General features: G+C 59.5%; 16 protein-coding genes, 2 pseudogenes and 2 riboswitches. Of the genes and pseudogenes, 6 read left to right on the forward strand and 12 right to left on the reverse strand.

Features of this window, described 5'->3' with window-relative positions:
* Positions 1-7: 7 nt before the first annotated feature.
* The 7 genes and pseudogenes from FZ934_RS15695 to metA form a co-directional block, all read right to left on the reverse strand.
* Positions 8-154, reverse strand: a complete 147-nt coding sequence (locus FZ934_RS15695; protein WP_153271827.1) for a hypothetical protein — start codon at positions 152-154, stop codon at positions 8-10.
* An 83-nt stretch (positions 155-237) separates the two neighbouring features.
* Positions 238-384, reverse strand: a complete 147-nt coding sequence (locus FZ934_RS27845; protein WP_194273724.1) for a hypothetical protein — start codon at positions 382-384, stop codon at positions 238-240.
* A gap of 134 nt (positions 385-518) precedes the next feature.
* Positions 519-1,664: an N-acetylglucosamine-6-phosphate deacetylase gene (gene nagA, locus FZ934_RS15700; RefSeq protein ID WP_153271828.1), complete on the reverse strand. Its 1,146-nt coding sequence runs from the start codon at positions 1,662-1,664 to the stop codon at positions 519-521.
* Positions 1,664-2,694 (reverse strand): annotated as a pseudogene (locus tag FZ934_RS15705) (SIS domain-containing protein). Before FZ934_RS15705 ends, nagA begins: the two are co-directional and overlap by 1 nt.
* A complete protein-coding gene (locus FZ934_RS15710) occupies positions 2,691-3,464 on the reverse strand; it encodes a GntR family transcriptional regulator (RefSeq protein ID WP_153271829.1) in 774 nt (257 codons plus the stop codon). The pseudogene FZ934_RS15705 and the gene FZ934_RS15710 overlap by 4 nt, the downstream one beginning before the upstream one ends.
* 111 nt (positions 3,465-3,575) lie before the next feature.
* The gene (locus FZ934_RS15715) at positions 3,576-4,598 is read right to left on the reverse strand and encodes an aldose epimerase family protein (RefSeq protein WP_153271830.1); all 1,023 of its coding nucleotides are present in this window, start codon (positions 4,596-4,598) and stop codon (positions 3,576-3,578) included.
* A 113-nt stretch (positions 4,599-4,711) separates the two neighbouring features.
* Positions 4,712-5,635: a homoserine O-acetyltransferase MetA gene (gene metA / locus FZ934_RS15720; protein WP_153271831.1), complete on the reverse strand. Its 924-nt coding sequence runs from the start codon at positions 5,633-5,635 to the stop codon at positions 4,712-4,714.
* A gap of 33 nt (positions 5,636-5,668) precedes the next feature.
* A riboswitch (SAM riboswitch) is annotated at positions 5,669-5,746 on the reverse strand.
* A 138-nt stretch (positions 5,747-5,884) separates the two neighbouring features.
* Between metA and FZ934_RS15725 the strand changes: the two genes are divergently transcribed.
* Positions 5,885-7,711 (forward strand): ABC transporter ATP-binding protein/permease, encoded by a 1,827-nt coding sequence (locus FZ934_RS15725; RefSeq protein ID WP_153271832.1) that lies wholly within the window; start codon positions 5,885-5,887, stop codon positions 7,709-7,711.
* A 25-nt stretch (positions 7,712-7,736) separates the two neighbouring features.
* Here the strand turns inward: FZ934_RS15725 and FZ934_RS15730 are convergent, their stop codons facing one another.
* Genes FZ934_RS15730 through FZ934_RS15740 form a run of 3 tightly spaced genes read right to left on the reverse strand, consistent with a single transcriptional unit; the run spans position 7,737 to position 10,795 of the window.
* Positions 7,737-9,560, reverse strand: coding sequence for an ABC-F family ATP-binding cassette domain-containing protein (locus FZ934_RS15730; protein ID WP_153271833.1), 1,824 nt, complete (start codon positions 9,558-9,560; stop codon positions 7,737-7,739).
* Between the two features lie 3 nt (positions 9,561-9,563).
* Complete coding sequence (locus tag FZ934_RS15735; protein ID WP_153271834.1) at positions 9,564-10,214, reverse strand: thiamine diphosphokinase; 651 nt, start codon at positions 10,212-10,214, stop codon at positions 9,564-9,566.
* A gap of 47 nt (positions 10,215-10,261) precedes the next feature.
* Positions 10,262-10,795, reverse strand: coding sequence for a MarR family winged helix-turn-helix transcriptional regulator (locus tag FZ934_RS15740; RefSeq protein WP_153271835.1), 534 nt, complete (start codon positions 10,793-10,795; stop codon positions 10,262-10,264).
* 122 nt (positions 10,796-10,917) lie between these two features.
* Between FZ934_RS15740 and FZ934_RS15745 the strand changes: the two genes are divergently transcribed.
* The 5 genes and pseudogenes from FZ934_RS15745 (at position 10,918) to FZ934_RS15765 (ending at position 17,826) form a co-directional block, all read left to right on the forward strand.
* Positions 10,918-12,453 carry an MDR family MFS transporter gene (locus FZ934_RS15745; RefSeq protein WP_153271836.1) on the forward strand — a complete coding sequence of 512 codons (1,536 nt, stop codon included), beginning with the start codon at positions 10,918-10,920 and terminating at the stop codon, positions 12,451-12,453.
* Positions 12,454-12,509: 56 nt separating this feature from the next.
* Positions 12,510-12,623, forward strand: a riboswitch (TPP riboswitch).
* 45 nt (positions 12,624-12,668) lie between these two features.
* Complete coding sequence (gene thiB, locus FZ934_RS15750) at positions 12,669-13,697, forward strand: thiamine ABC transporter substrate binding subunit (RefSeq protein ID WP_153271837.1); 1,029 nt, start codon at positions 12,669-12,671, stop codon at positions 13,695-13,697.
* Positions 13,697-15,331: a thiamine/thiamine pyrophosphate ABC transporter permease ThiP gene (thiP, locus tag FZ934_RS15755; protein WP_153272474.1), complete on the forward strand. Its 1,635-nt coding sequence runs from the start codon at positions 13,697-13,699 to the stop codon at positions 15,329-15,331. Before thiB ends, thiP begins: the two co-directional genes overlap by 1 nt.
* Positions 15,324-16,031 (forward strand): thiamine ABC transporter ATP-binding protein, encoded by a 708-nt coding sequence (locus tag FZ934_RS15760; protein ID WP_153271838.1) that lies wholly within the window; start codon positions 15,324-15,326, stop codon positions 16,029-16,031. Before thiP ends, FZ934_RS15760 begins: the two co-directional genes overlap by 8 nt.
* Before the next feature lie 278 nt (positions 16,032-16,309).
* Positions 16,310-17,826, forward strand: a pseudogene (locus FZ934_RS15765) (M48 family metalloprotease).
* 47 nt (positions 17,827-17,873) lie between these two features.
* On the opposite strand, the gene FZ934_RS15770 reads toward FZ934_RS15765, so the two are convergent.
* Together FZ934_RS15770 and FZ934_RS15775 are read right to left on the reverse strand one after the other, a co-directional pair.
* Positions 17,874-18,737: an RNA polymerase factor sigma-32 gene (locus tag FZ934_RS15770; RefSeq protein WP_056810799.1), complete on the reverse strand. Its 864-nt coding sequence runs from the start codon at positions 18,735-18,737 to the stop codon at positions 17,874-17,876.
* A gap of 371 nt (positions 18,738-19,108) precedes the next feature.
* Positions 19,109-19,681, reverse strand: a complete 573-nt coding sequence (locus FZ934_RS15775) for a CarD family transcriptional regulator (RefSeq protein ID WP_113360023.1) — start codon at positions 19,679-19,681, stop codon at positions 19,109-19,111.
* Positions 19,682-19,941: the final 260 nt, after the last annotated feature.

The raw sequence follows: 19,941 nt of genomic DNA on the forward strand, positions 1-19,941 counted from the left end.
GTGTGCCCTAGCGCACCGATCCGGTGTGCTCGACTGTCTGACCATCCCGCTGTAGCGACTGCTGCAGCGGCTTGGTTTCATAAGGATTGATCGAAGCCGCGTAGGTAGCAATCGCAATGGTCAGGAATGCTGCCGCTCCGATGATTCTGGTCATGTTCGTCTCCCAAGTCCGGTGCAGACATTCGTGCTGGAGACCGGTGTCGATATTGGGGCTGATTTAAGGAAACATTCGGTCAGTCAACGGTTGCCCTGACGGCGTTGCCTAATCCTCACGGGTATACGCTGCATTGCCTGCGTTTCGTTGCGGATCGCGGCAAGCGCCGTGCCCAGAAATGCTGCTGCGATCAGAATTGCCACGCTGGAATTCATTAGTAGCTGTGCCATAGAAGCATTCCTTTCAAGGAAGCAGCGGCTGGATGCCGTTGCTTCAACTGGGAAAGATATGCGCCTCTACCACTCGGCTCGATAGAGTGAACTTTGGCGACCGATCGTCAACACTGCATTGACGAACGAGCGGCCTACTCGCCGCCGATCCATGTCCGGCGAATGTCGACAGCATCACTCATGTGAACGAGATCCGCACGCGCGCCTGGCAGCAGGCTGCCCCGGTCGTGAAGCCGCAGGAAGCGAGCAGGATAAATCGTCGCCATTCGCAGCGCCTCTGCAAGGGTAAGATCCAGATAGGTGACGCCGTAGCGAATGGCGGATGCCATATCCACGTCCGAACCCGCAAGCGTCCCATCGGCAAGCACGAGCTTGGAGCAGAAGCCGCCTTTTTCGCGACGAACCGTGCGACCGTTGAGCGTAAAGCTATTGAGCTCGGAGCCGACCAGAGACATAGCATCGGTCACGAAGAAGAGCTTGCCCTCCCCGCGCTTCGAGCGAAGCGCGACGCGTAGCGCCTTGGGATCGACGTGGTGGCCATCGGCAATAATGCCGCACCAGACCGACGGGTGATCAAGCGCCGCGCCAACCAGACCGGGAGTGCGATGGCCCATCTGGCTCATGGCATTGAAGAGGTGCGTGACTCCGCGCGCGCCGGCATCGAACAGTGCTTCCGCCGCCTCGCTGGAGCAATCCGAATGCCCGATGCTGACGATAACGCCGGCCTCATTGAGCTTTCGCACCTGTCCGGCGGTCACCTGCTCCGCCGCGATCGTCACCAGCAACGTGCCGATCGACTGCCTGGCTGAAATGAATGCCTCGACGTCCTTGTCTTCCACGGGCCGCATCAATTCGGCGAGATGCGCACCCTTGCGAGCTGGAGCAAGATGCGGGCCTTCGAGATGCAGACCTCCAACGCCCCTGTTTGTTTCGACGGCGTGCTTCGCGGCTTCAATGGCCGAGAGCGTCGCGCTGGCAGTATCCGTGATGAGGGTGGGCAGAAGCGCTGTCGTGCCGTAAGGACGATGCCCGTCGGCAATCATGTACATCGACTCGACCGACGGCTCATCGTTCAACATCCGCCCGCCGCCGCCATTGACCTGTGCGTCGACGAAGCCGGCACACAGAACCCCACCGTCAAGCACAACAGTTTCACCAGCGGGATGGTAGCCCGCCGAGGCAATTCGCTCAACCCGACCGCCCGCCACGACCAGGACCTTATCGTCATGGAACCGCTCGCCATCAAAGATGCGGGCGCCAATAAAGACCTTGCGTTGCATCACATCGTCTCCGTAACCTTCAGCAGGTTTGCCGGTTTGTCTGGATCAAAGCCCTTGCGACGCGTCACGGACTCAATCAGGCGATAGTAGACGAGTAGGGAGACCAACGGGTCCAGAAGCCCGTTACCCGTCGTCGGCACACGCAGATTGATGCCGGCCAACGGTTGCGAGGAAAAGGGCACGGCAGTTGCCCCGAGTTTCTGCAGTCGCTCCAGGGCCTGGACATTGTTGGCATAGGCCGCATCATCGGGAGCAAAGGCAACGATTGGGAAGCCCGGCTGTACGAGACGCATCGGCCCATGCATCAGTTCAGCCAGCGAGAAGGCTTCCGCATGCAGGCTCGCCGTTTCCTTTGCCTTCAAGGCGGCCTCAAGAGCGATCGCGAAGGCAGGGCCTCGGCCGGCCGTGTAAAGCGAGGTGGCGCCCAAAAGCACTTCCTCGGCATCAGCCGTGTCGATACCGGCGGTCGAAAGCAGCGCCTCGGGAAGCTTTTCTAACGCGTGCTGAAGATCGCGCTTACCGCCAATCGCCGCCGTTACACCCGATAAGGCGGCGACCGAGGCGATGAAGGACTTCGTTGCCGCAACGCTCTTTTCAGGGCCCGCGTTGAGCCGAGGACGATATCCGCCTGTTTTGCGAGCGGGCTGTCGACCACATTGACCACGGCAATCGTCGTCGCACCACCGCGTTTGGCAGCGTCCTGTAGAGCGACGATATCGGGGCTCGCTCCGGACTGCGAGACGGTGAAGTGCACCCCACCCTTCAGATGCAGCGGCGCCGTATAAACGGACGCTATCGAGGGGCCGATCGAAGCAACGGGTATGCCGCAGCTAATCTCCAGAAGATATTTGAAGAACGTCGCCGCGTGATCGGAAGACCCGCGCGCCGCTGTGGTGACGACACCGGGAGCGTTGTCGGAAAACAGCTTCGCGATCTCTGCAAAGACCTTGTTCTCCTTCTCTAGGAGCGTTGCAACGACCTCCGGGGATTGCCCGGCTTCCTGCAACATCAACGACTGTGTCTCACTCATGGCTCTTCTCCAATTCTCAATTCTGCAACGAAGTCGTATGCGTCGCCTCGATAGTGCGACCGCGTGTATTCAACGGGGCGTTCGTCATCGAGGCGCGAGACGCGCTCGATCAGCAAGGCGGGGGCACCTGCCTTCACCTCGAGCGCCGCTGCCGATGACCGGTCCAGGATGACCGCTGTCAGGCGCTGGACCGCTCGTACCGGCCGGTTCCCGCTCGCGGCTAGCGCGTCGTAGAGCGACCCCTCGTTGCCCTGGCTGGCGCCCAGAAACTTTAATGGCACCACCGACCGCTCGATCGCCAAAGGCTGCCCATCGGCCAGGCGCAAGCGATCCAGCCGGAGAACCTGTTCATCCAAACCAAGACCAAGCAAAAAGGCCTCCTCAGGCGACGGTGTCGCAATCGTGCGCGACAGAATTTTTGCGGCCGGCACGCGACCGCGCGAACGCATGTCTGCCGAGAATGACGACAGTCGCCAAAGCGACTGCTCCATCCGCTGCACGCTTCCGGAAACGAAAGTACCGCTGCCATGCCGTGATTCCAGTGTCCCCGCATTCAGAAGATCACGATACGCGGTGCGCACGGTAACGCGGCCGATCTGGAGAGACTCCGAAAGATCGCGTTCGCTCGGCAGCGCTGTCCCGGGCTTTAGCAAGCCTTCCTGAATGAGCCCGGTGAGGGCCGCCGCCAATCGCTTGTAAAGCGGGCCACTGCGCTGGGTATCGCGCAAACCACGGCTCTCGATTTCGGCAATCAGACTGGTTCTATCCATAGAACCACAATAGAACCTATTTGGAACCAATTACAAGCAGCACGTAAGAAAAACCCCCGCGTCAAAATAGCGGGGGTCTTGGCGTCAAATCGGAGATGCGAGAACCGACGGTCAGTTCTTCGAGAAGATGTAGTCGGTCTCCTGACGCAGCACTTCGCCCGGACGAACAACAGCATTCGGGAATGCTTCGTGGTTGATGGCATCGGGCCAGACCTGCGTTTCCAGGCAGAAACCGGCAAACGGTCCATACTTGCGTCCACCGATGCCGGGCACGGGAACGTCAAGCTTGAACGCTGCATAGAACTGGACACCCGGCTCGGTCGTGCGCACTTCAAGCGACACGCCCGAGTGCAGGCTGCGGGCCAGCACGACGGAACGCTTGGCCGTGCGCTCGCTGGAAAGGCAGAAGTTGTGATCGTACAGCGCCTGCTCGCCGCCTTCGAAGCGCTTAATCGAAGCCATCTCGCGAAAATCGAACGCTGTTCCCTCAACGGGGCGTACTTCGCCCGTCGGGATCTGACGCTCGTCGGTGACGAGATAGCCATCGGCCGCGATCATGATGTCATGACCAAGGGTATCCTCGCGGCCATCGAGATTGAAGTAGGCGTGCTGGCAGACGTTGGCGATCGTCGGCTGGTCGGTCGTCGTCTCGTAAGTGACGGACAGTTCGCCTGAACCGTGAACCCGATAGGTTGCCTGGATCGTGCAGTTGCCGGGATAGCCTGAGCGGCCGTCGGGATCGACGATCTTCAGGACGACGCGGTCGACGTCATGCTCGACGATCGTCCAGTTTTGCTTTGCAATGTTATCGCTGCCGCCATGAAGATGCGTGACACCATTCTCGTTCAGATCGAGCTGATACGACTTGCCGTCGAGCGTGAACTTGCCGGAGCCGATACGGTTGGCGCAGCGGCCGGGGGTCGCACCGAAATAGGAAGAATGGGCCGGATAGCTCTCGAAATCATCAAAGCCGAGCGTCAGGGGCGCATCGTGTCCGTCAAGCCGAAGATCCTGAATGACAGCGCCCCAGCTGATGACCTTGGCGGTCAAGCCGCCACCCTTGATCTCCACCCGATAGACGGTCTCGCCCGTCGTGGTATGTCCGAAAACTTCCCGCACCAAATTATTCGTCATAAGGCTATCCATAAATCCATGATTTCGGCAGGGAAACTGCTCCCCTTTGCGACAAATCGCAACCACTGCGACATAAAAAAGCGCCGCTGGCATTGCCGCGGCGCTTTACAAAATCACCGGCCTTTGCCGATCTCCTCCAGATCATAGGGCGTCGTCTGATAGATCTCGTTGATCCAGTTGCCGAACAGCAGGTGTGCGTGGCCGCGCCACCGGTTTTGCGGCGCGATCGTCGGATCGTTGTGCGGGAAGTAGTTGTGCGGCATCTTGATGGGAACGCCCGCATCGACGTCGCGAAAATACTCGTCGGCCAGCGACGTTGAATCATATTCAACGTGGTTGAACATATAGAGGCGCTTGCCCTCGTCCTCGTGGACAAGGCAGACGCCCATCTCGTTCGACGCCATCAGAATTTCGAGCGACTTCGATTTCTCGATGTCGTCCTGGCGCACTTCTGTCCAGCGCGACACCGGCACCTCGAAATTGTCGGAGAACCCATTGAGATACACGGAGGAGGGGTTGAGGTTCTTGTGGCGATAGACGCCAAAAGCCTTTTCCTTGAGCTCGTACTTGGGAACGCCGTGGAAGTGGTAGATCGCGGCCATCGCGCCCCAGCAGACGTTCATGGTCGAATGGACGTTCGTGTTGGTCCAGTCGAAAATCCGCTGCATTTCCTGCCAATAAGTCACGTCTTCGTAGGGCAGCGTCTCGATCGGCGCCCCCGTGATGATGAAACCGTCGAATTTGCGGTGCCTGACCTCCTCCCAGGTTTCGTAGAAGGAGAGAAGATGATCTTCCGACGTGTTTTTCGCCTTGTGGGTTCCGATCCGCACAAGAGAAAGCTCGACCTGCAGCGGCGAGGCGCCGACGAGGCGGGCCATCTGCAATTCCGTCTTGATCTTGTTCGGCATCAGATTGAGCAAGCCAATCTGCAGGGGGCGAATGTCCTGGCGGATCGCCGCCGTCTCGGTCATTACGCGCACACCTTCCTGAACAAGCGTCTCAAAGGCAGGCAACGTGTCGGGAATCTTGATGGGCATTGCGGTCACTCGATAAAAAAACGAAATATCGCTATCGGTCCGCACGCGGCCCTTTAGCTACTTCTTTAACGTGGCTGCAAGCCGGCCGGCCAAATCACCACGGAGCCCCTTAAATAACCCTTGTCGGGCGCCAAATCAATGGCAGGCGGTCGGCGGGGTAACTCGCGCGTTAAAGCATGGTAGAATCTGTTGCTGGACATGCCCACGCACCATGTTATTCACACCGAACGGACCGGTTAAGGAAGCAGAATGGCAGACGACGTGAAGGCCAAGCCGACCATCCAGGCGCAGGACCGGGTAGGATATGAACTTAGCCTCGCCTACCGCGTGAAAGTGATGTTTGCCGCCTTTTGGAGTTCGAGCGTCCGTGGACGGGTCCTTGTCCTCGGAACGGCACTGATTGGCATCATTCTCGCGACCGCCTATGCGACCGTCATTCTCAACCAATGGAACGCGCCGTTCTACGACGCCATCTCACGACGCGACCTGCCAGGCTTCTTCCATCAACTCAAAGTCTTCGGACTGATCGCAGGCATGCTGCTGCTCCTCAATGTCATCCAGGCGTGGCTGAACCAGATGACCGCGCTCTACATGCGCGAGGGCCTGACCCGTGATCTGGTCGATCAATGGCTTCAGCGCAAACGGGCGCTCCGGCTGTCGGCCAGCGGCCTGATCGGCGTCAATCCGGACCAGCGTCTTCACGAAGATGCCCGCAACCTGGCGGAAAGCTCGACGAGCCTCGTGATCGGCCTCGTCCAGGCGACGATCCTGCTGGTCAGCTTCATCGGCGTTCTCTGGGAGCTTTCGAGCGGATTCGTCTTCCATTTCGGCAGCTACAGCTTTTCCATTCCCGGCTATATGGTTTGGGCCGCCATCTTCTATGCGGCGTCGGCCTCAATCCTCAGCCAGCTCGTAGGGCGTAAGTTGGTCAAGCTCAACGCCGATCGCTTCTCAAAGGAAGCTGAACTGCGCTTTGCCTTGATGCACGCCAACGAAAACATGCCGGCGATCACGGTTGCTCGCGGCGAGGAAAACGAACGGCGGCGCATCAACGGCGACATCAGCAATGTCCTGGCAGTCATCAAGCGGCTGGCGATGGCCAACGTCAACCTGACATGGGTGTCGGCCGGTTATGGCTGGCTGGTCGTCGTCATCCCGATCATCGTTGCGGCGCCGGCGTATTTTTCTGGCGGCCTGACCTTCGGTGAACTGATGATGTCGGTGGGGGCGTTCAATCAGGTGAATACCGCTCTGCGCTGGTACGTCGCCAACTTCGGGCCGATTGCCGAATGGCGGGCGACCCTGATGCGCGTGACCGACTTCCGGCAGGCGCTGACCAACATGGGCGACGACCTGAACCTCAAGGAAACGATCGCATACGAGAGCAGCCCGGCCGGCACGCTTACGCTTGATCACGTCAGCATCGCCACGAAGATCGGCGAAGAGATCGATCAGTGCGGCGGCTTCCGGATCCATGAGACCGAGGTCACGATCAACGCTGGCGACAAGGTGATGATCAACGGCGACCATAGCGTCAACAGGAAGCTCCTTTTCCTCTCGATGTCCGAGCTTTGGCCCTGCGGCGGTGGAAAGATCGGCCTGCCGCCAACCGACGAAATCCTGTTCGTGCCGCAGTCTGCGTATATTCCGGGCGGCACTTTGCGCGAGGCGCTAGCCTTCCCCGAGCCCGTCGACACCTACCGGGCTGAAGACGTCAAGGCGGCGCTTGAGCAGGCGGGACTACATGCCCTGATCGCACGGCTCGACACGCAGGCACGCTGGGACAAGCTGCTCGATTCAGACGAACAGCGCGCTATCGGCTTTGCCCGACTGCTCCTTGTGCGACCCAAGTGGATCGTCTTCGATGAGGTTCTGGAAGGAATGGAACCCGCGTGGCAGGCAACGATGATGAACGTTCTGAAATCGATACCCGACAGCACCATGATCTACATCGGTCGCTCGGACGCCTACATGGAGGCATTCCATCCGCGGGTACTGCACCTCGAGGCCATCTCGGCGAAGTCTGAAGAGAAGATCATGGCGAAGGCCGCGAACGCACCGGCGCCGGCGCTCTAGGATTGCGGCCTAAGCGGCCGCCTTCCTAGCCTTCCAACTCTTCCCGGAGCATTTCAAGCTCCAGCCATTCCTCTTCCATCTTGGTGAGGCCGTTCCGGAATTTCTCCATTTCCGCAGCGAGGCGGGTAAAGGTATCCGGGTCCTTGGTGAAGAGGTTCGGGTCAGCCATCTTGGCTTCGCGCTTGGCGATCTCCGCTTCCAGCTTCGCCATTTCCTTCGGCAGGTTCTCCAGCGCAAACTTCTGTTTGAAGGAAAGCTTGCCCTTCGCCTTTGTCTGCTCGCCAGCCGGTTCGGCCTGCGCCTTGGGCTTCTCTGTCGCTTTCTCGGCCTTCCGGCGCTCTTCCGCCGCACCCTTGCGCTGTGCAAGCATGTCGGAGTAGCCGCCGGCATACTCGATCCATCGGCCGTCAGGCGCATCGGGAACCGCCGGCGCAATCGTTGACGTAACGGTCCGGTCGAGGAAGTCACGATCGTGGCTGACGAGAATGACGGTGCCAGGGAAGCCGGCAACGATTTCCTGCAGGAGGTCGAGCGTCTCGATATCGAGATCGTTCGTCGGTTCGTCGAGGATCAGCAAGTTCGACGGCCGCGCAAGAATGCGCGCCAGCATCAGGCGGGCGCGCTCGCCACCCGACAGGTTCTTGATCGGCGTGCGGGCCTGTTCGGGCTGAAACAGAAAGTCTTTCATGTAGCCCGTGACATGCCGCTGCTCGCCGTTGACGAGAAGATTGTCCCCGCGGCCATCCGTCAGATAGTGGGCAAGCGTATCCTCGAGATCGAGGTCCTCGCGCTTCTGATCGAGCGTCGCGATTTCGAGGTTCGTCCCGAGCTTCACAGTGCCGGTGTCCGGAGCAAGCTGCCCAGTCAGCATCTTCAGAAGCGTGGTCTTGCCCGCTCCATTCGGGCCGACGAGACCGATGCAATCGCCACGATGAACGCGGATCGAGAACGGCGAAACGATCGACCGATCGCCGTATGTCTTCGTGATCTTGTCCGCTTCGATAACGAGCTTGCCCGACTCCTGCGAATCCGAGGCCGTCGCCTGAACGGATCCCTGTGGCCCTTTGTGGCCTCGATACTCCGCGCGCATCGTCTGTAATTCGCCAAGGCGCCGCATGTTTCGCTTGCGCCGCGCCGTCACACCGTAGCGCAACCAGTGTTCTTCGCGCTCGATGGCCTTTCCGAGCTTGTGCTGCTCCAGCTCCTCTGCCTCGAGCACCTGATCCCGCCAGGCCTCGAAATGCGCGAAGCCTCGATCCAGCCGCCGGGACGTGCCGCGGTCCAGCCAGACGGTGGCATTCGATACCTTCTCAAGGAACCGCCGGTCGTGCGAAATCAGAACGAGTGCGCTCCGGCTCTTCTGAAGTTCGCCTTCAAGCCACTCGATGGTGGGCAGATCGAGGTGGTTGGTAGGCTCATCCAGCAGCAGAATGTCAGGCTCCGGCGCCAGAACGCGTGCCAGCGCAGCACGACGGGCTTCGCCGCCCGACAGGTTCTTCGGATCTTCTTCGCCGGTAAGGCCGAGATGCGACAGCAAATAAGTCACGCGATACGGATCGTCACCGGGCCCGAGGCCCGCCTCGGCATAGGCCTGGACGGTCTTGTAGCCGGCGAAGTCCGGAGCCTGCTCCAGATACCGGATCGTCGAAGCCGGATGCCGGAACACCTCGCCGGACTGCGCCTCGACCAGCCCTGCAGCGATCTTCAGCAAGGTGGACTTGCCCGAGCCGTTGCGGCCGACGAGGCAGATCCGGTCGCCCGGCTCCACCTGCAATCCGGCACCTGCCAGAAGCGGCGCACCGCCGAAGCTCAGGAAGATATCATCAAGTTTTAGAATGGGAGGCGCCAAAAATCAGACTCCGGAAAAATCGTAAGGGCGGGCAAGCACAATGGCGCGACCGCTTTGAAGCGTGAAATGCACCTTGCCTTCCGCAACATTCGAGATGGTACGTGAAGAACCGAAGGGCAAATGAAAATCCTTCAGCGGATAGCGTGCGTTCTCGATCGAGAGCCCGATGAGCTCGCTGAAGCCGGGAACCGAAAACAGGCTCGCCTTCGGCATGTCGAGTTCGATCGTGCCGGGAATGAGGGGCACGGCTTCCTCTGTTCCCGATGTGAGAAGGACGTCGAAACCTTCTTCCGCCAGCCGGACGGCATAAAGCAGATGCTGAAGCGCGTGATCGGAACGGTCGCCGGCCAGCGCCCCGACAAGGATCAGCCGACGCGCGCCGAGGCGGATCGCTTCTGAGACGGCGATTTCTCCATCCGTCGCAGCTTTTGCAGCAGGATAAGGCTGGCGGGGAACATGCTGGAAAGCATCGGTAAGGGCCGCCGGCGCCGAATCGAAATCGCCCACCCATAGCTCCGGCTCCAGGCCAAGAGCGATGGCATGCCGCATCCCGCCATCCGCAGCGATGACGCGCGTTCCGGCAACCGCCTCGATCAGACGATCAGTCAGTTGAATCTCGCCGCCGAGCAGGATGGTGAAGGTGGATTGGCTCATGGCGATTGCCATAGCGCAAAGCAGGGGTGAAGGGAAAGACCCGCCTGCTATGCGTCTTCGGTCATCTCGCGCATCCGGGCCTCGAAGAGTTCCTCGAAGCCCGAGATGAACTTATCAAAGAGCTTGGCGAAAACGTCGATTTCCTCCTGCGGCCAATCCGCGACGATGTCGGAAACCAGCGTCATTTTCTGCGCCTTTATCTCCGCCATCAATTTCTGGCCGAGCGGCGTCATCACCACCACGATACGTCGCGCATCGGCCTGCGATGCCTTGCGCCTCAGAATATTGCGACCGACCATATCAGATACGACGCGGCTGGCACGCGACGGATCGATGCGCATCATCTCGGCAATGGTACCAACCGTGACCTCTCCCGAGTCCTGCGCGCGTCTCACCGCATCCAGAACATCCAGATGCGACAACTCCAGACCGGGCGCCACGCTTTGTATCGCAAGCCTTCCGATCAGCCTGCGACCCGTCATCAGCCGCATGCGGGTCATTGTCTGGCCGATATGCGTGACGCTGCCTTCGCTGTCCGCAGCGCTCTCGATGTCGGCGATTTCCTTCGCGGTTTTGTTCATGGGGCGATCATAACAGAAGGCAATATGGATGAGAATATGCCGTCGTCATAAATATGCCATTGACAATTATATGCTGATAGCACACAAATCCAACTCTCATCTAATCGGAAAATGGCACTCCCATGGATATGCATAGTGCGCCGGCACCCCTTGTGGCGGATCATCGCCGCAAGCTCATTCTCTTTCTTTTCCTGATGACAGCCTTGTTCATGGCGACGCTGGACAATCAGATTGTCGCGACAGCTCTACCGACGATCGTCGGTGAATTCGGACACCTTGAGCGCTTCAGCTGGATTGGCTCCGCCTACCTTCTCTCCGTCAGCGCGGTCATGCCGCTCTATGGAAAGCTCGGCGACCTGTTCGGCCGAAAATATGTGATGATGGCAGCGATCCTGATCTTCACTGTCGGCTCGGCCATCTGTGGTCTGGCGGTTTCGATGAATACCCTGATTGCCGCGCGTGTGCTGCAGGGGCTTGGTGGCGGCGGGATCATGGTATCGATCTTCGCCGTCAACGCAGACTTGTTCGAACCTCGCGAGCGGGCCAGATATCAGAGCTATTCGAGCCTGGTCCTCATGGCCTCCGGTGCCATCGGTCCCGTGCTTGGCGGAACAATGAGTGACCTCTTCGGCTGGCGCTCCATCTTTCTCGTCAACGTGCCGATCGGCATCTTTGTCCTCACAGGGCTTGCCTTCATGCTTCCCTATCGCAAGCCTAACAGGCGCCCGAAGATCGACTATGCGGGCGCAGTACTGCTTGCCGTGGTGACGGCAAGTGTCGTGCTTGCGGCTGATGGGGCGCAACTTTTCGATTCTCTGATCGCACCACAGAACCTTGCCATCATCTGCATTGGTGTCGCAGCCGCGATCGCCTGGGTCATGGTGGAGCGCCGCGCCGTTGAGCCGATTATCCCGCTCTCCCTGTTCAGCAACTCGACGTTCAGCCTGCTGCTGACCATGTCGATCATGAGCGGCGCCATCGGCATCGGCATGGTGAACTATTTCGCGCTGTTCCTACAGACGACGACGGGCTTATCGCCCTCTGCCGCAGGCGGGTTTTTCATCCTGTTGACGGGCGGTATCGTCTGCGGCTCGCTGTCAGCCGGACGCATCATCTCCGCGACGGGACGGTACAAGCCGCTCGCCATAGCAAGCTTGAGCTGTAGCGCCGTGGCATTTGCCCTGATCTCCCAGGTTCACGCCGGTACCCCGCTTTACCTGATCGGCGCTCTGATGATGATGCATGGGATCGGCGTTGGCCTCGCCCAGCAGGTGCCGGTTATCGGCGTCCAGAATGCCACGCCTGCACGCGACGTCGGCGCTGCCACCGGATCGGTGACGTTGTCCCGCATGGGAGGCGCATCGATCGCCATCTCTATCTACGGCGCAATCGTCGGTTCGCAGCTTGGCGGATCGGGATCTATCATCCCGGGTGTCTCCAACATAGAGGAACTGACACCGAAGATGATGGCGGGCTTGCCGGATGCCGTGAAACAGGCTGTGGCGGATGCCTATTCGCACGCGTTTACGCCGCTGTTCATGACCTCCTGCGGCATCGCCCTCGTCGGCCTGATTGCGGCGCTGTTGCTGAAACCGGTGCAACTGCCGCGGCTCGTCAGCGGCACCCGTCCGGCGGCGGTCGCGGAAGCCAGCGAATAAGGAATAGGTGGCCGGCTTCACTCTTGCCAGATGCCGGCCGCGACGATACATCTCTTCTCGCTCTAACGGGGTGCCTTCGTTCATCGAACGGAGGCTGAGAGGCTTGCAAAAGCTAACCCGCGGAACCTGATCCGGCTAACACCGGCGGAGGGATTAGACGCGTGACATTTGCCACCGCCCTTTTCCCCTTCAACAACAGCAAGAGGAGAGGTGCGATGTTTGTTTCCAACTTTAAAGTTCTTCATGGGCTGGCTGCTCTCGTAGCTGCCGTTGCCGCGTTCTCGGCAACGAATGCCGGCGCAGCCGAGAAGTCTCTGACGATCTACACCTACGAAAGCTTCACATCGGAATGGGGTCCCGGCCCGAAGGTCAAGGCCGCTTTCGAGAAGACGTGCGAGTGCAGCGTCAATTTCGTCAGTGTCGCCGATGGTGTCGCGCTGCTGTCCCGCCTCAAGCTCGAGGGTGCGGGCACCAAGGCCGACGTCGTCCTTGGACTCGACACCAATCTTGTGGCGGAAGCAAAGGCAACCGGCCTGTTTGACGCAAGCGGCGTCGATACCGCTGGTCTGAGCGTACCGGGCGACTACAAGGACGATGTTTTCGTCCCCTACGACTACGGGCATTTTGCCGTCATCTACGACACGCAGACCATCAAGAATCCGCCGAAGAGCATGAAGGATCTCGTTGAGGGCGATCCGTCGCAGAAAATCGTCATCGAGGATCCGCGCACGTCGACCCCGGGTCTCGGCCTGCTGTTGTGGGTCAAGTCGATCTATGGCGACAAGACGCCGGAAGCCTGGGCCAAGCTGAAGAACCGCGTTCTTACTGTGACGCCAGGCTGGTCGGAAGCCTATGGGCTCTTCACGAAGGGCGAGGCACCGATGGTGCTCTCCTATACGACATCTCCCGCCTACCATATGGTCTCGGAAAACACAGACCGATACCAGGCCGCGGACTTTTCCGAAGGGCACTACATCCAGATCGAAGTCGCCGGCCTGCTGAAGAACGCACCGAACAAGGATCTTGCCCGAGATTTCCTCAAGTTCGTTTTGACGCCGGGCTTCCAGGATACCATCCCGACAAACAACTGGATGATGCCGGTTGCGGCAACGTCTCAGCCCCTGCCCGACGCCTTCAGCAAGCTCGTCAAGCCGAGCAAGACCTTCCTGATGAGTTCCGACGATGTCGCGGCGCATCGAAAGGCCTGGATCGATGAGTGGCTTGCGGCAATGAGCATGAATTGATGCTGCTGACCGCGGCACAGAGACGGTTTTCGATGATCGGCGGGGCCTTCGGTCTCGCCGCTATCGTTCTGTTCATTGCACTCGCGGTCTTCATGCTGCTGATGGCGAGCGGTATCCAGTCCCTCGCATCGGTTCTGGCTGATCCCTACATCGGAAGGGTCCTGCGCTTCACGCTGCTGCAGGCATTCCTTTCGACACTCCTCTCGGTCGTCTTCGCAATCCCGCTTGCCCAGGCGCTTGCGCGCCAACCCGACCTGCCCGGCCGCCAGTGGATCGTGCGGCTGATGGCATTGCCGATGGGCTTGCCCGTGCTGGTCGGCGCTTTGGGTCTCATCGGAATATGGGGACGGCAAGGTGCTCTGAATTCCCTGCTGCTGCGCCTCGGACTTGCCGAACCGATAAGCATCTACGGGCTTGCCGGGATCTTGCTCGCGCATGTCTTCTTCAATCTGCCGCTCGCCTGCCGGCTTATGCTGATGTCGCTGGAGCGCATACCCGGCGAATACTGGCTGGTGGGTGCTGGACTTGGCATGCGACCGAAGGATATTTTCCGTTTCGTCGAGTGGCCCGTACTGCGCTCGGTTATCCCAGGCGTCGCAGGGCTGATTTTCATGCTGTGCGCCACGAGTTTCACGCTGGTACTGGCGCTCGGTGGCGGGCCGGCGGCAACAACGATCGAGGTGGCCATCTACCAGTCACTGCGTTTCGATTTCGATCCCGGCAGGGCGGTTTCACTCTCGGTGCTGCAGATCGTGTTGACCGCAATCATTTTGGGCGGAATGGCGCTGTTGCGATCTGTCGATGACGAGGGAACAACCGTGGGAAAGACGGTGAAGCGACCGGACGGTACATCCCTTCCCGTACGTCTGCTGGATATCACTCTGCTCTTTATCGGCGTCGCATTCCTGCTGTTACCGCTGATCTCGATCGCCGTTGCCGGACTGCGTGCGAATTTGATCAAGCTTGTTCTGGAACCGATCTTCTGGCGATCCACCATCACCAGCGCGTTGATAGCGACATGTTCGGCCGTGCTTTCGTCGAGCATCGCAATGCTGCTCGTCCGGGCGAGACATACGGTAGCACTTGGAGGAAGCAGAAGCCTCGCCGACAGGGCTTTTTTCGGAGCGATGGGCTCAGCCTCGTCCTTCGTTATGCTGGTGCCGCCGATCGTGCTCGCAACCGGCTGGTTCATGGCTCTTCGATCCGTGGGCGACATCAACGCCTATGCCCCCATTCTCATCGCCGCGATCAACGCGCTGATGTCTCTCCCCTTCGTCATGCGCGTGCTGGAGCCAGCCTACGCGACACACCAGCAGCGAACCCAGCGCTTGAGCGCAAGCCTCGGTATCGAAGGGTTCTCTCGTCTTCGCTTTGTCGATTGGCCGGCGATGCGGCAGCCGTTGCTGACGGCTTTGTCATTCGCTGCGGCGCTGTCGCTCGGAGATCTCGGCGCAGTCGCGCTGTTTGGCTCCGACAGCCTCGTCACACTTCCCTGGCTGATCTACAGCCGCATAGGGAGCTACCGAACTAGCGATGCAGACGGACTGGCGCTGATCCTCGGCATCATCTGCCTTCTTCTGACAATTGCGGGTACACGTGGAAATACCAGAAAGGAGGCTGTCCTGCATGGCTGACGGGATCGAAATGCAGAATGTGCGGCTTCGGCTTGGCCAGCATTCCTTCCACTTTGATTGCAAGCTGCCGCGCGCAGCCGTGATCGCGGTGACCGGCCCATCCGGCGCCGGAAAATCGACCTTCCTCAATCTTCTCGCCGGTTTCGACATACCGGAACAGGGGCGCATCCTCGTTGCGGGAGAGGACATCACCCGCGAGCATCCATCACGGCGCCCGGTTTCGCTCGTCTTCCAGGACAACAATCTGTTCGCCCACCTCGATGTTTTCACCAATGTCGGCCTCGGCATCAATCCGTCGTTGAAGCTGTCGGCCACGGATCGGTCAGCGATCAGCGAGGCTCTGACCAAGGTCGGTCTCGACAACTTCGAGAAGCGGATGCCGTCCACGCTTTCCGGCGGTGAGCGACAGCGGGTCCCATTCGCGCGTGCGCTCGTCCGCAAGCGCCCGTTGCTTCTGCTCGATGAGCCGTTCGCGGCCCTTGATCCGGCACTCAGAAACGATATGGCGACATTGCTTCTCGAGTTGCATCGCGAAACCAACAATACTGTTGTCATCGTGTCGCACGACCCTGACGAGGTTCGGAAGATAGCCGACCATGCGATCTTTATCGACGTAGGCTCTATTGTCGCCGATGCACCGATCGAGCAGTTTATTGAGCAGAAAGATCACTTTGGCGTGGTCCAATTTCTGCGCGGCTGACGATTCTCACTCGAGCAACGGCACTTTCGCCATAATTTGAGTCGACCCAAAGAACTCCTTAACCACGTCAGGCTTGCTAAAATACAACGGCGCCACATTTAAGCAGAGTCTCGCTATGCAACCGATGCGAAAATCAGTTACAGCAAAGACTTGCGTCCCTGTTTGTGCAGTGCAAAAGCGGGGATGGACGCCTGTTTAACCGCAATGATCGCGATCGGATCAACCATAGGGGAAACCGATCGGCAAGCAATATGACTCGGAGAGACGCACTGGACCGCATGACGACGTGGAAACTGACCGCGCCCGCCAGTAGTGTGTTTCTCGCAACGTGTCGTTGGGCTCGTCAGGCGTCGCTGATCTGCGCCACCGGTGCAGGACTATACGGTTGTCAGTCGGCTCTCGAGCAATCCTACCAACCGAGCGTCGGCCCCTCCTCGAACCCCCAGATCGTCGACGAAGTCCAGAAGAACGATCCTCGTGCCGCGATGGGTGCGCGCGAGCATCCGCGCATCGTCGCCAGCTATGGCGGCGAGTACAAGGACGCGAAGACCGAGCGGCTGGTTGCCCGTATCGCCGGCGCGCTGACGGCTGTCTCTGAAAACCCCAGCCAGTCCTACCGCATTACGATCCTGAATTCGCCCGCGATCAACGCATTTGCGCTGCCCGGGGCTATCTCTATGTGACGCGCGGCCTGCTCGCGCTCGCCAACGACGCCTCGGAAGTCGCGGCCGTGCTCTCGCATGAGATGGGTCACGTGACCGCGAACCACGGCATCGAGCGGCAGAAGCGCGAAGAAGCTGAAGTCATCGCCAGCCGGGTTGTCGCAGAAGTTCTGTCCAGCGATATCGCCGGTAAGCAGGCGCTGGCACGCGGCAAGCTGCGCCTCGCCGCGTTCTCGCGGCAGCAGGAATTGCAGGCTGATGTCATCGGCGTGCGCATGCTCGGCGAAGCGGGATACGACCCCTATGCGGCAGCGCGCTTCCTCGATTCCATGGCAGGCTATAGTCGTTTCATGTCGGTGGATCCGGATGCCGACCAGAGCCTGGACTTCCTGTCAAGCCATCCCAATTCCGCCCAGCGTATCGAGCTTGCGCGCGATCACGCGCGTGCGTTCGGACAGGAAGGCAAGGTTGGCGACACCGGCCGCAACTACTATCTCGACGGCATTGATGGCCTGCTATATGGCGACAGCCCCGAAGAGGGCTATGTCCGGGGGCAGACATTCCTGCATGGTGGTTTGGGCATCCGTTTCGACGTGCCGCCGGACTTCAAGATCGACAACAAGGTCGAGGCCGTCATGGCGACCGGACCGGGCGATGTCGCGATCCGTTTCGATGGCGTTGCCGACAACCAGAACCAATCACTGACCAACTACATCTCCAGCGGCTGGGTCACCGGTCTCGATCCATCGAGTATTCGCCAGGTCACGGTAAATGGCATGGAAGCCGCGACGGCGCGCGCAAGCGCCGATCGTTGGGACTTCGATGTTACCGTTGTACGCAACAACTCGCAGATCTTCCGCTTCCTGACGGCGGTTCCGAAGGGCAGCCCGACGCTGCAGCAGACGGCCGATGTCCTGCGCGCGAGTTTCCGCCGCATGACGCCGGAGGAGGCGGCTTCACTGAAGCCGCTTCGCGTGCGTGTCGTAACCGTTCGTGCTGGCGACAACATCACCACGCTTGCCGCACGAATGATGGGGACGGATCGGAAACTTGATCTCTTCAAGCTCATCAATGCCCTGCCGACAGGCGCGTCGGTGGCGCCCGGCGATCGCGTCAAGATCATCGCGGAATAAACAAAGCCCGGCTTTCGCCGGGCTTTTTGTTGTGACTCAGGATGGGTTCAGGCCGATGCCGCCATATACGGATCAGCGCTGACGAGCGCCGTACGCAGCTTTTCCATCGCCCGGCTTTCGATCTGACGCACACGCTCCTTGGAAATACCGAGATCCGCGCCCAACTCTTCGAGGGTCGCACCATCTTCGGCGAGCCGGCGGGCGCTGATGATCTTCATTTCACGCTCGTTGAGATGCGTGAGGGCCGACGCCAGCCACACCCGGCGGCGCTCCCCGTCGATCATGTTGGTGACCTGCTCGTCGGGAAGCGGCTCATTGCTGACAAGGAAGTCCATCTTCTCGGCGCTATCGGCGTCTCCGGAGACCGACGGCGCCTGCAGTGACGCATCGTTGCTGGAGAGACGCGCATCCATGGTCTGGACGTCAGAAAGGCTCACGCCGAGCGCAGCTGCGATCTCCTGGTGGATGGATTGCAGTGTAAGCTGTGTATCGCCCTTGGCGAGCTTGGCGCGAAGCCGGCGCAGATTGAAGAACAGCGCCTTCTGCGCCGAACTCGTCCCACCGCGGACAATCGACCAATTGCGCAGAATATAGTCCTGAATTGAAGCGCGGATCCACCAGCTGGCATAGGTCGAGAAACGCACGTCGCGTTCCGGCTCGAAACGCGCGGCCGCCTCGAGCAAGCCGACATAGCCCTCCTGAACAAGATCGCTCATCGGCAAGCCGAAATTGCGAAATTTTGCCGCCATCGAAATGACCAGACGCATATGTGCCATCGCAATCTGATTTCGCGCACCACGGTCCTCATTATGTTTCCAACGAACAGCAAGATCATGTTCTTCCTCGCGCGCCAGGTAAGGCGCGGCCATCGCAATCTTAATCATGCGCCGGTCTGCAGACATGTTCTTCATAACGGTCTCCTGAGCTCAGGCTGGCCCTAAATTGGGCAAAGAATATCTGTTCCCGGACACGGCATGCCCGGATCGAAATCGTGGTTTGGAGATATGAAGGCCTCGGCTCTGGATGTTTGCGAGAGAGGCCCTAGTTTACTGTCTAGGTACCGTTCAGGCCGTTTGGCGGGATCAGTTTCGTCAAGCTGCCGGTTGGGCAAGATTTGGAAGGCATGATCCGCTCCTCGTCACGTTGACTTCGAAGGCGATCCGACGGGCCATGGCCCGAACAGGTTCGCACTGACATTTTGTAAACGCGCGACTGCCGAAAAAGTTCCAATAAAAAACCCGGCACAATGGCCGGGTTTTTTGTGAGGAATGGCAGGCCCTTTTTAGGCTGCCTCATCCTGGGATTCGTCTTCTTCGATCGCCTTGCCGCGCTTCGGACCCTTGTTCAAGTTCGTCTCGACCAAACGGACGGCTTCGGTTTCGGACATCTTGTTCACAGCGGCAATTTCGCGCGCCATGCGATCAAGGGCCGCTTCGTAAAGCTGACGCTCGGAATAGGACTGCTCCGGCTGGTTCTCGGCACGGTAGAGGTCGCGCACGACTTCAGCGATAGAAATCAGGTCGCCGGAATTGATCTTGGCATCATATTCCTGGGCGCGACGGGACCACATCGTACGCTTGACGCGTGCCTTGCCCTGCACAACCTTCAGAGCACGCTCCACGAAATCGGTCTCGGAGAGCTTACGCATACCAATGCTCATAGCTTTCGCGACCGGCACCTTCAGACGCATTTTGTCCTTTTCGAAATCAATTACGAAAAGTTCCAACTTCATGCCGGCGACTTCTTGCTCTTCGATGGCGCTGATGGTACCGACGCCATGTGCGGGATACACGATCGATTCACCGGTCTTGAAGCCATGGCGTGCTGCTGAAGGTTTTTTCTGCTGGGTCGTCATTCTATTCAAAAACTCCCTGTTACGCTTCCGGCGAGAGCCGGAGCCGGGTCAGTCAGGCCCGGATGAGACGGTCGGATCCGTCGGGTGACTTTACTTCTGGCCCCACCGGTCGAAAACAAAGCTATACCCACACGCGATTTTAGGACCTGACAGCTCAAGGCGTTGATATGTCACGGAAACCGCGCGTTAATCTGTTTGCTTTCTGGTGGTTTTGGGCATGCAATATGCCGCAAATGGATCAGTGATATTAAAGCTACCAC

The organism is Rhizobium grahamii (genome assembly GCF_009498215.1).
Taxonomy (GTDB): domain Bacteria; phylum Pseudomonadota; class Alphaproteobacteria; order Rhizobiales; family Rhizobiaceae; genus Rhizobium; species Rhizobium grahamii_A.

Coding starts and splice junctions, on each gene's coding strand:
- FZ934_RS15695 (WP_153271827.1), bottom strand. CDS start 154: ATGACCAGAATCATCGGAGCGGCAGCATTCCTGACCATTGCGATTGCT.
- FZ934_RS27845 (WP_194273724.1), bottom strand. CDS start 384: ATGGCACAGCTACTAATGAATTCCAGCGTGGCAATTCTGATCGCAGCA.
- nagA (WP_153271828.1), bottom strand. CDS start 1,664: ATGCAACGCAAGGTCTTTATTGGCGCCCGCATCTTTGATGGCGAGCGG.
- FZ934_RS15710 (WP_153271829.1), bottom strand. CDS start 3,464: ATGGATAGAACCAGTCTGATTGCCGAAATCGAGAGCCGTGGTTTGCGC.
- FZ934_RS15715 (WP_153271830.1), bottom strand. CDS start 4,598: ATGACGAATAATTTGGTGCGGGAAGTTTTCGGACATACCACGACGGGC.
- metA (WP_153271831.1), bottom strand. CDS start 5,635: ATGCCCATCAAGATTCCCGACACGTTGCCTGCCTTTGAGACGCTTGTT.
- FZ934_RS15725 (WP_153271832.1), top strand. CDS start 5,885: ATGGCAGACGACGTGAAGGCCAAGCCGACCATCCAGGCGCAGGACCGG.
- FZ934_RS15735 (WP_153271834.1), bottom strand. CDS start 10,214: ATGAGCCAATCCACCTTCACCATCCTGCTCGGCGGCGAGATTCAACTG.
- FZ934_RS15740 (WP_153271835.1), bottom strand. CDS start 10,795: ATGAACAAAACCGCGAAGGAAATCGCCGACATCGAGAGCGCTGCGGAC.
- FZ934_RS15745 (WP_153271836.1), top strand. CDS start 10,918: ATGGATATGCATAGTGCGCCGGCACCCCTTGTGGCGGATCATCGCCGC.
- thiB (WP_153271837.1), top strand. CDS start 12,669: ATGTTTGTTTCCAACTTTAAAGTTCTTCATGGGCTGGCTGCTCTCGTA.
- thiP (WP_153272474.1), top strand. CDS start 13,697: ATGCTGCTGACCGCGGCACAGAGACGGTTTTCGATGATCGGCGGGGCC.
- FZ934_RS15760 (WP_153271838.1), top strand. CDS start 15,324: ATGGCTGACGGGATCGAAATGCAGAATGTGCGGCTTCGGCTTGGCCAG.
- FZ934_RS15770 (WP_056810799.1), bottom strand. CDS start 18,737: ATGAAGAACATGTCTGCAGACCGGCGCATGATTAAGATTGCGATGGCC.
- FZ934_RS15775 (WP_113360023.1), bottom strand. CDS start 19,681: ATGACGACCCAGCAGAAAAAACCTTCAGCAGCACGCCATGGCTTCAAG.